The organism is Neobacillus drentensis (genome assembly GCF_021560175.1).
In the GTDB taxonomy this organism is placed as follows: Bacteria; Bacillota; Bacilli; order Bacillales; family Cytobacillaceae; genus Neobacillus; species Neobacillus drentensis_A.
Window position 1 is genome coordinate 2291904 of the sequence record NZ_CP091110.1, and the last position, 13813, is coordinate 2305716.

The 13813-nt window shown below is 38.7% G+C and carries 10 protein-coding genes; 6 read left to right on the top strand and 4 right to left on the bottom strand.

Annotation, left to right across the window (positions count from 1 at the left end):
* Positions 1–23 precede the first annotated feature (23 nt).
* Positions 24–467, top strand: coding sequence for an SRPBCC family protein (locus L1999_RS10600; protein WP_235743510.1), 444 nt, complete (start codon positions 24–26; stop codon positions 465–467).
* 50 nt (positions 468–517) lie between these two features.
* Here L1999_RS10600 and L1999_RS10605 read toward each other — a convergent pair whose 3' ends face one another.
* Together L1999_RS10605 and L1999_RS10610 are read right to left on the bottom strand one after the other, a co-directional pair.
* The gene (locus L1999_RS10605; protein ID WP_235743511.1) at positions 518–991 is read right to left on the bottom strand and encodes a hypothetical protein; all 474 of its coding nucleotides are present in this window, start codon (positions 989–991) and stop codon (positions 518–520) included.
* Positions 992–1244: 253 nt separating this feature from the next.
* Positions 1245–1958, bottom strand: a complete 714-nt coding sequence (locus L1999_RS10610) for a response regulator transcription factor (protein WP_235744310.1) — start codon at positions 1956–1958, stop codon at positions 1245–1247.
* 241 nt (positions 1959–2199) lie between these two features.
* On the opposite strand from L1999_RS10610, the gene L1999_RS10615 reads away from it, so the two are divergent.
* Positions 2200–4140 carry a PhoX family protein gene (locus L1999_RS10615; RefSeq protein WP_235743512.1) on the top strand — a complete coding sequence of 647 codons (1941 nt, stop codon included), beginning with the start codon at positions 2200–2202 and terminating at the stop codon, positions 4138–4140.
* 238 nt (positions 4141–4378) lie between these two features.
* On the opposite strand, the gene L1999_RS10620 is transcribed toward L1999_RS10615, so the two are convergent.
* On the bottom strand, positions 4379–4561 hold the full coding sequence (locus tag L1999_RS10620) for a YolD-like family protein (protein WP_235743513.1): 183 nt from the start codon (positions 4559–4561) through the stop codon (positions 4379–4381).
* Positions 4562–4830: 269 nt separating this feature from the next.
* Here L1999_RS10620 and L1999_RS10625 point away from each other — a divergent pair, with 269 nt between their 5' ends.
* The 3 genes from L1999_RS10625 (at position 4831) to L1999_RS10635 (ending at position 11983) form a co-directional block, all read left to right on the top strand.
* Positions 4831–7584 (top strand): bifunctional YncE family protein/alkaline phosphatase family protein, encoded by a 2754-nt coding sequence (locus L1999_RS10625; protein WP_235743514.1) that lies wholly within the window; start codon positions 4831–4833, stop codon positions 7582–7584.
* Positions 7585–7695: 111 nt separating this feature from the next.
* The gene (locus L1999_RS10630; protein ID WP_235743515.1) at positions 7696–10794 is read left to right on the top strand and encodes an efflux RND transporter permease subunit; all 3099 of its coding nucleotides are present in this window, start codon (positions 7696–7698) and stop codon (positions 10792–10794) included.
* A gap of 259 nt (positions 10795–11053) precedes the next feature.
* Entirely contained in the window at positions 11054–11983 is a 930-nt protein-coding gene (locus L1999_RS10635) for a phosphate ABC transporter substrate-binding protein (RefSeq protein WP_235743516.1), read from the top strand.
* 64 nt (positions 11984–12047) lie between these two features.
* Here L1999_RS10635 and L1999_RS10640 read toward each other — a convergent pair whose 3' ends face one another.
* Positions 12048–12785: an IclR family transcriptional regulator gene (locus L1999_RS10640; RefSeq protein ID WP_235743517.1), complete on the bottom strand. Its 738-nt coding sequence runs from the start codon at positions 12783–12785 to the stop codon at positions 12048–12050.
* Positions 12786–12955: 170 nt separating this feature from the next.
* On the opposite strand from L1999_RS10640, the gene L1999_RS10645 reads away from it, so the two are divergent.
* The gene (locus L1999_RS10645) at positions 12956–13810 is read left to right on the top strand and encodes a dimethylarginine dimethylaminohydrolase family protein (protein WP_235744311.1); all 855 of its coding nucleotides are present in this window, start codon (positions 12956–12958) and stop codon (positions 13808–13810) included.
* The last annotated feature ends 3 nt before the right edge of the window (positions 13811–13813 follow it).

A 13813-nucleotide genomic window follows, 5' to 3' on the forward strand; every position in this document is an offset into this window, starting at 1 on the left:
TGTAAGGAGATTAAATCGAAGATATGGTAGACGTGTTAACAGAAATAACCATCCGATGTCCGCTTCAACAAGTTGCGGAGTATGCAGCAGATCCTGACCATGCTCCTAACTGGTATGTAAATATTAAATCTGTTGAGTGGTTGTCACCTAAACCATTATCAGTGGGTTCGAAAATGGCCTTCAAAGCACAATTCTTAGGCAGAGAACTTGCCTATGTTTACGAAGTAGTCGAATTTATAGGTGGACAAAAGCTTGTTATGAAAACGGCTGATGGTCCTTTTCCAATGGAAACCGTATACACTTGGGAACCGATTGAAAACAATCTAACTAGAATGACGCTGCGAAATAAAGGGAACCCAACTGGATTTTCAAAATTGTTTACTCCCTTCATGGGTACGATGATGAAAAAAGCAAACAATAAAGACCTAAAAAAAATAAAATTTGTCCTTGAAGAATCACTAGATTAAATAGTATTCACAAAAAAAGAACTGTCCTAAAAAGGAACAGTACTCGTTTTCTAATTCATCATAAAATCAGGTGAGTTTATACCGGAAACCAGTGAATCTCGTGCTGCTTCTAACTCAATTTTAATAAACGCCAACTGCCCTTGAAGTTTATCAGTTTTACCGCTTTGTAAAATAGCTTCGTTAATGAACGCAAGTGTTTCGTTCGTCTTGTCAAATGCCAACGTAATTCGATTGTCAGATAGATTAATGAGTAGTTGGTTATCTTGAATTTCGGGGGCGATCGGTATATTTTGAAATATTGGATCGCTTGGAAAATAAGTATCAAAAGGTAAACCTTTAATCGCAAGATAAACCTCTGTAAGACTATCAATCGCATCTTGGTAGAATTGTTCTTTAATCGGATTTGGCGGGAAAGGAAAGGCATTCAGTTCTCGAAAAAAAATTAACGCACTCTCAGTATATCGAATGGCTCGTATTGTATAAGCCAAGGCAAATCTTACATTTGAAACAATGTTAGAGGACATGGTCTTCACTCCTAATGATGAATTCCTATTAGTGTATGTAAGGAAGACGAGCCCGTAAAGGACAATTAGGTAATTATATAATACGTTCTTATTCAGAAATGGTTGGAACTGTTTTTCGTTTACCTCATTATATCAGGTTGTTTTTTGAACCATCTAGAAGGCTAGAAGTCAGCTTTAACCATATACAAACAACAATGATGTCATACTGGATGAAGCCAGAGCAAATATGGATAAAAGAAACAGAACAGGACCATTAACACTTTGGCTCTTCCAACTTATAACCGATTCCTCGAAATGTTTTAATATATACTGGCTTTTTCGTCTCCTCTTTTAACTTTTCTCTTAATCGGGAAATATGGACATCTACAATTCTCGTGTCGCTGGAAAAATCATTTTTCCACACAGTGTTGAGCAATTCATCACGACTTTGAACTCTACCCCTATTTTTCGCTAAATAAAGCAGTAATTCAAATTCCTTCAAAGTTAGTTCTAGTTGGTTTCCTTTGAAATGGGCTTCAAATTTTTGAGGAAACATCACTAATTCACCAATTTCTATTTGTGCGTCTGCTGTGGCAATGTCCAACGCAGCCTCAGTTTGAATCTGAGTTCTTCTAAGTATTGCCTTAATTCTTGCAATCACTTCACGCGGGCTGAATGGTTTAACCATATAATCATCAGCACCTAATTCAAGACCGATTAATTTATCAAGTTCGTCATTTTTTGCCGAGAGCATTAAAATAGGAGTCATAATCTTTTTCTGGCGAAGTTGCTTACAAACCTCCATCCCATCTAACTTTGGGAGCATTAAATCTAATAGAATGACATCTGGTGCCTCTGTTTCAGCTAATCTTTTCCCCTCTTCACCATCCATAGCCGTTATAATTTCAAATCCTGCCCGGCTCAAGTTAAACTGCAGCAACGTTATTATGGATGGTTCATCATCGATTACTAGTATTTTACGTTTCATAAAATCCCCCGTTATTCTAATAGGATGACAATCTTCAATTTTCATTAATTTTACCCTTTGTTAGGCTTGGTCTCTTTTATGATAATTTTAGCTTTTGTTTTTTACAATTTAATCTAAAGAAACTTTACAAGGAATTAACCTAACTTTACGAACCCTTAACATTCTGGAGACCCTAGGTTAATATTTTTTTTATTAAATAGATTAAGTGATCAAAAAGTTTCTAGAAACTAGGGGGAGAACAATGGGAATACATACTTTTAGTAAAAAAGCGACTACTATCGCACTTGGACTAGCTTTTACAATTCCGGCATTAACACCTGCTGCTGCCGCAGGCAATGGTCATGTTACGATTGATTCCGTAAAGTTTAATGGGATGGAAGCACCGAAAACAATCGAAAAAATGGTTCAAACCTATACAAACGCATCAATGGATGTAAAGTATAGTAATGGTGAAGTAAAGAATTTTCCACTTTCTTATAAGAGGCTATTTAAATCAGAAGATAAAGTAGCAATGAACAAAGGAAAATTGATTCCTGCAGGCACACCAATCGATGTTAATGGTGACCCAATCATGGATACAAGCGTGGAAGGAAAACCTACCTATTATGTATCAGATGCACCAGATTCCAATAGTTTATTGAACCCAATCCATGGACAACAATTTATGGTTACCCATTATGAATACCAAACAATTGATGCTGCTGGTAAATCAGCATATGGTATTGTTCCTGCTTCCATGTCATTATCTACATTGGAACAAAATAAAAAAACTGGGGAATTAACCCCTAAAGAGGTTAAGAAAATTGATTTTTCAAGTGTAAATGGATTGTGGATACCATGTAACGGTTCTCTTTCACCATGGAATACACATTTAGGTTCTGAAGAATATGAGCCAGATGCACGCAGTTTTGAACTTGATCCCAATTCCTCTGCAAGAACTGGGGTAGAAAGTTTTGCAAAGCTTTATTTTGGGGACAAGTCAAAGGCAAATCCGTATTTTTATGGATTCATTCCTGAAATTAAAGTAGATAAACAAGGAGAAGATTCTGTTGCAAAACACTATAGTATTGGCCGTTTCTCTCATGAATTAATGAAGATGATGCCTGATCAGCGTACAGCATTCTTTGGAGATGATGGTTCCTATACAACTATGTTTATGTATGTAGCAGATAAAGCAAAAGATCTTACAGCGGGTACCCTATATGCAGCGAAATTCCATCAAACCGGCACAGAAAATGGCGGATCTGGGAATCTAGAATGGATAAAAATTGGTCATGCTACAGATAAAGAAGTGAAGAAAATCATTGATAGTGGCGTTACGTTCAGTGATATTTTCGAAACTTCTGATGTACCAAAAGAAGGCTTCAAAGCGATCAAGCAATACTCATATGGAAAAACAGAATACTTAAAGCTTAAGCCTGGCATGGAAAAGGCAGCAGCATTTTTAGAGTCTCGCCGCTATGCAGCCATGCTTGGAGCAACATCTGAGTTTAACAAAATGGAAGGTGTGACCCTAAACGAAAAGGATAAAAAAGTTTACATTGCAATTTCCGATCAAAGTAATGGGATGGTCGAAAATGCTGCTGATCCAGTCGATGATATGAAGCTGCCAAAAATAAAATCAGGTGTTACGTATCAATTAGATTTAACTGAGGGTCAAAAAGATAGCACAGGTCAAAAGATTAATAGCAAATATGTGGCAGCCAGTATGTCTGGACTAATCGCAGGTGAAGACATGTCATCTGCGGACACATACGGAAATACAGCGAATGTCAATAAAGTAGCCAATACAGATAATTTAAGCTATTCAGAAGCATTAAGGACCTTATTTATTGGCGAGGATAGCGGAATGCATACAAATAACTTTGTATGGGCCTATAATGTGGATACAAAAGAATTAACAAGAATTCTATCTGTTCCAGCTGGAGCAGAATCAACTGGTTTGTTTGCTGTGGATAACCGAAATGGATTCTCTTACATTATGAGTAATTTCCAGCATCCAGGGGATGAATTAGAAGGTAAGAAGATTACAGCAGTCGATAAAACCGAATTAGAACAAGCGATGGAGAAAGAAATCGGAATTGATCGAACTGGTGGAGTAGGTTATATTTCCGGGTTACCTTCTCTAGAAGACTTGCAAAATACCAATAGAGATGTAAAAAACGATTTAAATAACAAATAAATTATTACTCGCTTGGAAATAAATAGTTTTCTCTAATTAACTCCGGTAATCTAATTGTTACCGGAGTTATTGCAATCCGGTGATCCAAGCTAATCATTTACTCAAAATTATAGGTATCGAAAAGAATCTGAGTGATATATTCAGGTTCTTTTGTTTTATTCCGAGTCCATTGACTAGAGGTGAAGGACAAAAAAAATAACCTTAACACTGAAAGGTTAGTTTCTTACAATTTAAAGCATTAATGAATTTGTTTAATACCAGATAAATGGATGGAATGGAGCACTTTTTTTTCATCTATTAATGAAACCAGTTGATCTTTAAGATTTAAGCGGCGAACCCGTCCTCTAAGGGTCCTTAAAACTCCATTTTTATAATATTCAACCGTAATCTGTCCACCTTGAGCTAACTTTTTCAAGAACATTCTATTGCCTCCTTTTGTAGTAATCCATTACATAAACAAATTATACGGAAAGTATTTTAAGAGAAGATGAAGCAAATGTTAAAGAATTATTAATTATAACTATGTAAAGATGACTTAACTATTATAATAGTAGATTCGCATAAAAGAACTAGTTATATAGTTATGGATATATAGTCAGAATTTTATTTATTTATCTTTTACACTGCTTCAACTATAGCTTAATAAAAGAATTGTATTCTATAAAAGTAATAAAGAAGGGGATGAAAAGGATGTTAAAAAAGCTTAGAAAAAAGAAAAAACTGCTTGCTGGACTAACTTTATGTACTGTGTTAATGGGATCAGCAGGGGCTTACGCTGCAAATGATGGAGCATTTGGAAGTAATTTAGTTGGGACACAAGCGGATGGTTCTGTGCAAACACCTGTTAATCAATTGATTACACCTGCTGGTAAGCAAATTGAATTTGGCGGAAATCCGATTTCAGTTGCTGTTAATCCAAAGGGGAAAACGGCGGTAACTATTGTTGGGCGTAACAATTATGGCGGCAAGGGAATCAACGTCGTCGATCTTGCAACAGGTAAATTGACATTAAAAGATTTCGATTTAGGCCTTTCCACAATGTGGGGATTAACCTATTCGAAGGACGGAAATCAGCTATTTGCAACAGGCTCTAAGGGAGGAAAAGGTAAAGTGGTGGTTATGTCTGTTGGAACAGATGGAACTCCTGCTATTCAAAAGACGTATACTCTTCCAAATGCAGCTGTAGGTGGAAATATCAATCCGCTTGATTTAACGGTTGGACCACAAGGCCAGCTTTTAGTTGCACTTAACCGTGATAACAGCCTAGGAGTGGTCGATCCGCAAACAGGCGCATTAACAGCCAAAATTGCAGTGGAAAATGCTCCAACCAGTGTTTTAGTGGATGGTAATACGGCTTATGTTACAAACCAAGGCGGACGGGTAGCGAAAGCTGGGGATACAACCGTTGACTCTTCTGGTACGCAAGTAGTCGTGGATCCTAAGACAGGTGCGACGTCAACAGGAACAGTATCAGTTATTGATCTGACAACAAACAAAGTTACAAAGACCATTGAAGTGGGTGTGCAGCCTGAACGTATGGCACAGTCCGGTCAGTACATATTTGTAACAAATACAAACAGTGACACGGTTTCCGTTATTGACTCTAAGACAAATACGGTCGTACAAACAATTGATATTAAACCGTATCCAAATGCGCATAAAGGTTCTGCACCAAACGCTGTTAAGGTAGTAGATAACAAGTTAATGGTCAGCCTTGGCCGTGATAACGCCATTGCGGTGTATGACTGGCAAGGCCCTGATAAGACTCCAGAATTACAAGGTCTCTTACCGACTGCCTGGTTCCCAGTCGATATTGCAGTGGATTCCGAAAACAAAAATCTAGTAGTGGCAAATGCGGATGGAATTGGCTCACAAGGACCAGCACGGGATTTGACGATTCAAGGAATTAAGGTTTCAGGCCACTCTTCCTATGCGCAAATGGGATCTCTTTCCTTAATCCCATTCCCTTCGGCTGAGGATCTAGCTAAGGGAACAAAACAGGTTTACGCTGACAATAACTGGTATGGCTTAAAGAATCTAAACGCTAAACCGCGTACTAACAAGAAACCTGTCGCAATGCCTGAACGTGTTGGCGAGCCATCAACGATTAAACATGTATTCTATATTATCAAAGAGAACCGAACCTATGACCAAGTACTAGGTGACCTAGGGAAAGGTAATGGAGAAGTAGGATTAACACAGTTCCCTAAAGCTGTAACTCCTAACATTCATAAACTTGCGACTACCTTCCCGCTTCTTGATAATGTGTATACCTCAGGTATCCAATCAGCGAGCGGACATCAATGGGTTATGCAAGGAACGAACACAGATTATGAGGATAAAGAAACCGATACAGCTAATGTTAAAAGCTATCCAGGCGGGGCCGGGGATCCAATGGCATATGCTCCTACAGGACATTTATGGGATCAAGCTGCTAAATATAATGTATCCGTCGAAAACTTCGGAGAAGATACAACAGGATTCACAGGTTCAGCCCCATTTGGCACTTGGACTGATTGGTATAACGATTACTTAATCCTTTCGGGACAAAAACAAGGTACTCTTCATGTACCAATCGGAAATTATTCGGCTACTTACGATATTCCATCTCTTGGACCTATCACGTATAAACCGTTCCCGACGTTTGATACGAATATTCCAGATCAATACCGATACGAAATCTTTAAACAGCGCTTTGAAGAACATGTTAAAAATAATGACCTACCAGCATTAAATACGATGTGGGTGATGGATGACCACACGGCAGGAAATGCTACAGGTTCTCCAACACCACAGGCAATGGTGGCAGACAATGATTTGGCTATTGGTAAAATCGTTGACCTGATTTCACATAGCCCATATTGGAAAGATTCTGTCATTTTCATTACCCAAGATGATGCACAGAATGGGTTAGATCACGTGGACGGCCATCGTGAGCCGGCACATGTCATTAGTCCTTGGGTGAAGAAAGGTATTACTGACAGTCACTACTGGACTGTCATCAACATGGTTCGCAGTATTGAGCAAATTCTTGGCCTTCCTGCCATGAACCAAAACGATGCAGCGGCAGAGCCAATGAGCGAACTCTTTACAAATAAGCCTGATTTTACTCCATACAATTTTGAACCAAACCAAATCCCGCTTGACACCTTAAACGGTCAGCCTGGGTCTAATACTGCTGCCCTTGCCAACACAGAGCAAGTGACGCCAGAGACAAAGGAACTTTCTAAAAAGTGGACGGAATGGTCTAACAAGAATAAGGACAAGTTTACTGGTAAACATGCATCACCAGATGAAGTTAACGCCAATATGCTAAATCATGCTGTTTGGTATTCAACAGAAGGTTTTGATAAACCATATCCAGGTGATAAAAAAGTTCATACACCAGATGAGGTAGAAAAGCAGCCGGAAAGCTTTGCTCCAAATCCTGCTGAGAATGACTAATCGTCAGCTGAGTTGAAACAGTCAATAAACAACAATAGCTATCCATAAGGGTAGCTATTGTTGTTAAACCAAGTACCAAATACATAAATGAGGGGGGAATTTGGGCTTCCATTGCCCAAATTAAATCATATGAAACGATTGATAAATGAAACGATGAAACGTTCGATTCTCATTGTCACTTTAATGGTTCTGATCATTATATGGGGTGGAATGTCGGCTCGACAAATACAGAGTGACTATCTGCCGGAAATTAATAATTCAACTCTCTCCATCACTGTTCGTGCCGATCATTATCAGGCCGATCAAATAAAGGCGAAAATTACAGAACCGATTGGGCAGGCACTCCGGATCGTGGACGGTCTTCAAGAAGTCGAAACCAACTCATTCAATGGCGGGTCGTTGATCAGTCTGAACTTTCCCATGAATTATGATATGAAGCAAGCGGAGGAACAGGTGACAAGGGCATTAACGGATATCAAATTGCCGGACGATATTGAAAAGCCGCTAGTAACCCGTCTTAGTACTCATTCCATGCCGATTATAAGAATGAGTCTGATTAGTTCGTCTCAAAATATAACAGAAAATATGCTCAGAACCACTATTCAAGAAGATTTCGTCAATCGATTAAAAACAGTGCCAGGGGTTAAAGATGTACACGTATCCGGTGGGGGAACAGCAGGTTATGCAGTTAACTTGCGGATGGCAGATTTAAATAAGGCTGGATTAACAGTAAATGACGTAAAACAATCCCTCGAAGAAAACTATACGACCGGAATAGAGGGAAAAGTTTCTAACAACCAAGTATCCATTCCTGTCCAGGTTTCCGGCTGGGTATTAAATCAACAAGATTTGTTGCAGTTGCCAATTCATAACAGAGAAGGTATAACGGTTCCACTTTCTAAAGTGGCCGACATTTCAACTTCTATTGTCAACCTAGAGACTATATCAAGAACCAACGGGAAACCGAGTGTTTTAATCGATGTTTTAAAGACTCCATCCTCCAATATTACCGATGTATCTGATCGGGTCAAGGAGAAAATGAAGGATATTCCTGCATTGAAAAATAAGGATACGTCTATTCTCTTTGATCAAGGCGATCAGGTCAATGCGTCATTAAAAGGTTTAATCAAAGAAGGTCTATTAGGCTGCTTGTTTTCGATGATTTGTGTTTTTCTGTTTTTCCGTAAAGTCCGTTCCACCTTACTAATTGTCATTTCCTTGCCAATCTGTTTATTAGCTACAACTGGTTTATTAAAAACAATGGGAATCAGTCTCAATATTCTTACCGTTTCTGGTCTTATTGTTGCAATGGGCAGGGTAGTCGATGACTCAATCGTCATTCTTGATAATATGAATCGGAAAGTGAATAAAGCACAGGGGAAAAACAGTCTATCATTGCTGACAGGTGCCGTGTGTGAAATGATCCCTGCGATTGTTTCATCTACGGCCACTACTGTAGCTGTCTATATTCCGATTGCACTTATAGGTGGTTTAGTTAGTTCGGCTTTTTCAGGTTTTGCTTGGTCCGTGGTGATTGCTTTGATCATCTCACTCTTTGTTTCTATTTTGGTGGTTCCAGCGCTCTACAACCTTTTTTGGAAGGGTAAACCAATCTCAAACGATGATAAATTAGAACCGGTTGCCCATAAAATAATCACATGGGTGTTTGCTCACAAGAAAAAAGTGGTTTTGGCATTTATAGCTTTATTTTTATTATCATCGTTGGGTGCCGCCTTCCTTCCCGTAAATTTTTTACCAATGTCTACTAACAAAGGACAAATCGCGGTACAAGTGGAACTGCCACAAAATACTGCTTTAACGGAAGTAGACGCAGAAGTAAGAAGGTTGGAAGAATTAGTAGAAAAAAATTCCAAAGTAGACTCGTTTTCATCAGGACTCGGTTCCACTTTTACCCCGCAATCGGATGATGTTTTTGATGCAGGAGGAGGATGGCTTCAGAAACCGAATATTGCCAATTTGTCCATAACGGTAAAGAAGGATACCGATGTAGATGCCTTTATCCTGAGTCTGCAGAAACAATTAAATACATTGTCAAGTAAAGCTGTATACACTGTTTCGAATCAAAGCATCGCCGGTGACGATTCCCAATTAAAGATCAATCTTACCGGGGCGGATAGTCAGACACTGGAAACAATGGCCCAAACCTTGCGAACCAAGCTTAAGCTCGTTCCCGGACTATCCGTACAGGGGATGGCGGATGATGAAGATCATATACCCCAGTATCAGATTACATTAAACCGCAAGGCGATCGAACATTATGGCATTAAGCTAGATGATGTTTTAAATCGAATTCAGCAATTTACTGCTGAGGGAACACAAGGGTTCATCTCTATTAATCAAAATACATTTCCAATTGTCATTCATACAGATAAACAAAATGGCAGTACAAAGGATATTTTCACTTTAATGGGCGGCGAGTCCTTTCTACTTAACCAAGGACAAAAAGTGACATTAGATCAACTTGCTACTTTAAAACCAGTAAGTTCCTCGGTGATTCAAGAGAAAGATGGAAAACCGTATGCGGTGATTACAGCAAACATCATTTCCCGTGATATAGGAAAAGTCACGAAACAAGTTAAAAGTACCCTAGGGAAAATTCCGCTGCCAGAAGGGATCGAGTATTCCTTTGCAGGTGCTCCTGAGCAAGTATATGAAATGATCTATGAGATGGCGATCGCTTTATTCTTTTCCATTTTGCTTGTTCTGCTAATTATTAGTGCTGTATTCCGGGGGTGGAGAGCACCTTTATCCGTTTTAGTGTGCATTCCATTAGCGTTTATCGGCTCTGTGATGGCAATGATTATTTTTAGACTTGAATGGAATTTGGCGGCACTAGTAGGATTGTTGATGTTAACAGGAATTGTGGTCACAAACGGGATTGTCCTTGTTGATAAGATTGAAAGAAACCTTTCGGAAGGATTAGAATTAAATTTAGCCATTCTGAGTGGAACGTCAACAAGAGTTAGACCTGTGTTAATGACTGCGGTAACGACTATTTTAACAGTCCTTCCGTTAGCTGTGTCAGGGAAAGGGGACACGATCATTTCTCAAACACTCGGTATTGTTGTTGTTGGAGGTATGATCAGTTCTACGCTTATTTGCCTGTTGATTATCCCAATTGTATATAAATGGTTGAGTGGGAAAGGAAATAATTCAACTATAAAACAGCAGCAAGGATTATCAGCATAATTATTTATCGCACTTCATTTTAAGCATAGAAAGGGCGGAACTCAGGCGTCTGAACGCAGAGTTCCGCTCTTTCGCACTTCTTTGATTCAAGACAAAAAAGATAGCTTTTGCTAAATCTATCAAAACAACAAAAAGAGAACTTTACAAAACCTTTACATGTAATTAAAACTGAATTAATACTTATGGTCTATATTAAACCTTGTAAGGAAAACAAATAGATTCATAAATTGATATGAATCACTAGGGGGAAATAAAGCAAATGAAACGTTTGAAAAATCTTAGCCTACTTACAATTTTCGCAGCAGTAATGGTTTTCATGGCTGCATGTGGAGGCGGAACATCTACAGACAAATCAGCAAGTAGCACCGACAAATCAACAACTAAAACTGAGGAAAAGAAAGAACTTTCAGGTTCATTATCTGTTTCTGGTTCATCGGCAATGCAGCCTTTAGTAGCAGCAGCGGCTGAAGAATTCATGGCGGCAAATCCTAAAGTTGATATACAAGTACAAGCTGGTGGATCTGGTACAGGCTTATCACAAGTTGCTGAAGGATCCGTTCAAATTGGTAACTCTGACGTATTTGCTGAAGAAAAAGAAGGCATCCCTGCGGATCAACTAGTGGATCATAAAGTAGCAGTAGTAGGTATGACAGCAGCTATTAACCCTAAAGTAGGGATTAAAGATATTAAAAAAGACGATTTAATCAAAGTATTCACTGGTAAAATCACTAACTGGAAAGAACTTGGCGGAAAAGATCAAAAAATCGTTCTTGTAAACCGTCCTGACTCTTCAGGTACACGTGCCGTATTCAATAAGTTTGCTCTTGATGGCGCAACACCTGCTGAAGGTATTACAGAAGATTCATCTAACACCGTTAAAAAGATTATTAATGAAACAGATGGCGCCATTGGTTACCTTGCATTCTCATACTTTACTGATAAATCTGTAACACCTCTTTCCATTGATGGTGTTGAACCAACTGCCGAAAATGTACAAACTGGTAAATTCCCTGTATGGGCATATGAGCATTCCTATACAAAGGGTGAAGCTACTGATCTTGCTAAAGCATTCCTAGATTATATGATGTCAGAAGATATCCAAAACAAGCTATTACAAGATCAAGGATACCTTCCTGTAACAAAAATGGAAGTAGAACGTGATGCTAAGGGAAATCAATCAAATAAATAAGATTTATTATCCTAAAAAAGGTAAATGCAGAAAATGCATTTACCTTTTTTGTTTGTAAAGATGTTTATTGTCTTCTTCCAAGCTTCGCTGAGATACGTATACCATATTGTATTACTTGTTCAATTAGATAGCGCTGCTTTTCTTCTGATAAATTGAAGTTAACATAACCGATGCTGACCGCTCCGATTATTTCGTTTGAGTGATTAAAGATGGGGGCTGCAACTGAGGAGGTGCCTTTGGTTCTTTCCTCATGGCTTTCCCCATATCCTTGCTTTCGAATGGACTCTAGCTGCTGTAAGAATGATTCTGTATCTTCTTTCGAAACTAATTGATTTACAATCGATAAGGCTTCGGTCTTTGGCATATTAGCTAACATTACCTTATTGGCAGCACCAATATTCAGCGGGATACGGATTCCTAGTTGGTCATAAATTCGGATGGGGTTATGCGGGCAGTCAATCCGCTCCATCACTAAGGACTCGAAGCCTATTGGTTTGCTAAAATAAACACACTCCTCTACCTCTTGCATTAATTTCTCCATTTCGGGACGAATCAGCCCGACAAAATCATAAGTGTCATACATCTTTAAGCCATACTCTAACCAGGTATTGCCCATTGAATAGAGTTTTAGGTCCGGATCTTGCTGAACAAGTCCGTGTTTAATCATGGATTGTAATAGACGATGCATGGTACTGACCGGCAGTTCACATTCCTTTGATAAATCTGTTATAGAATACCATCTTTTTATATCGCTATCATTTAGTACTTTAATTACGTGCATGGCTCGGTCAATTGTTTGCATGAGGCCAACTCCTATCAACTATCTTTATTCTTTTTATAAAATAATCTGTAAATTCAAAATATATTGACATGTAACTTTACCTACTATAATATCATATTATAGAATTCCATTCTAAGAAAATATTTTCCACTATGCGGAAAACGGGAGGAGAGGTTGATTTGGTTTCTTCCATGTATAAAAAGTTAACTAAAGTTATTCTGAAACATCCCAAGGATGCTTTTATCAGTCAAGAACATTTGAGTAATGCCTGGAAAAATTTCAATTACATCCAAGAACCAGATTACATAAAGGCGCATCAAGAATTTGACCAGTTTCTTGCCATTATGAAAGAACATGTAGCTGAAATAGAGTTTTTACCAGCTACAGAAACAGTAGGATTAGATTCTCTTTACGCCCATGACCCTGTTAAATTCACCAAAAAGGGAGCCATCATTTTAAAATCAGGGAAAAGGCTGCGTCAGCCGGAAGCACAAGCTTATAAACATTTTTTACAAGAAAAGAACATTCCGATCCTAGGAGAACTTACTGGTGAGGCGGTAGCTGATGGAGGAGACTTAGTATGGCTCGACGATCGTACGTTGTTAATTGGCCGAGGATATCGTACCAATGATGAAGCCATCCGCCAAATTCAAGAAATCACAAAAGATTTGGTGGATGAATGCATAATTGTTCAGTTGCCGCATCATCAAGGAGAAGAGGAATGTCTTCATCTTATGTCGTTCATCAGTATCGTAGATGAAAATCTAGCAGTGGTTTATTCAAAGTTAATGCCTGTCTTTCTAAGACAGCTACTTATCAAACGAGGCTTTGATTTAATAGAGGTACCCGATGACGAATACGATCGGCTTGGCTGTAATGTACTTGCTTTAGCTCCAAGAGTGTGCGTAATCGTCAGTGGAAACCCATATACAAAGCAACAATTAATTGAGGCAGGGGCAGTTGTTCATGAATATGACGGAAATGAAATCTCGTATTTAGGGACGGGGGGGCCGACATGTCTTTCATGTCCAGTTGTTCGTGAATAAAAA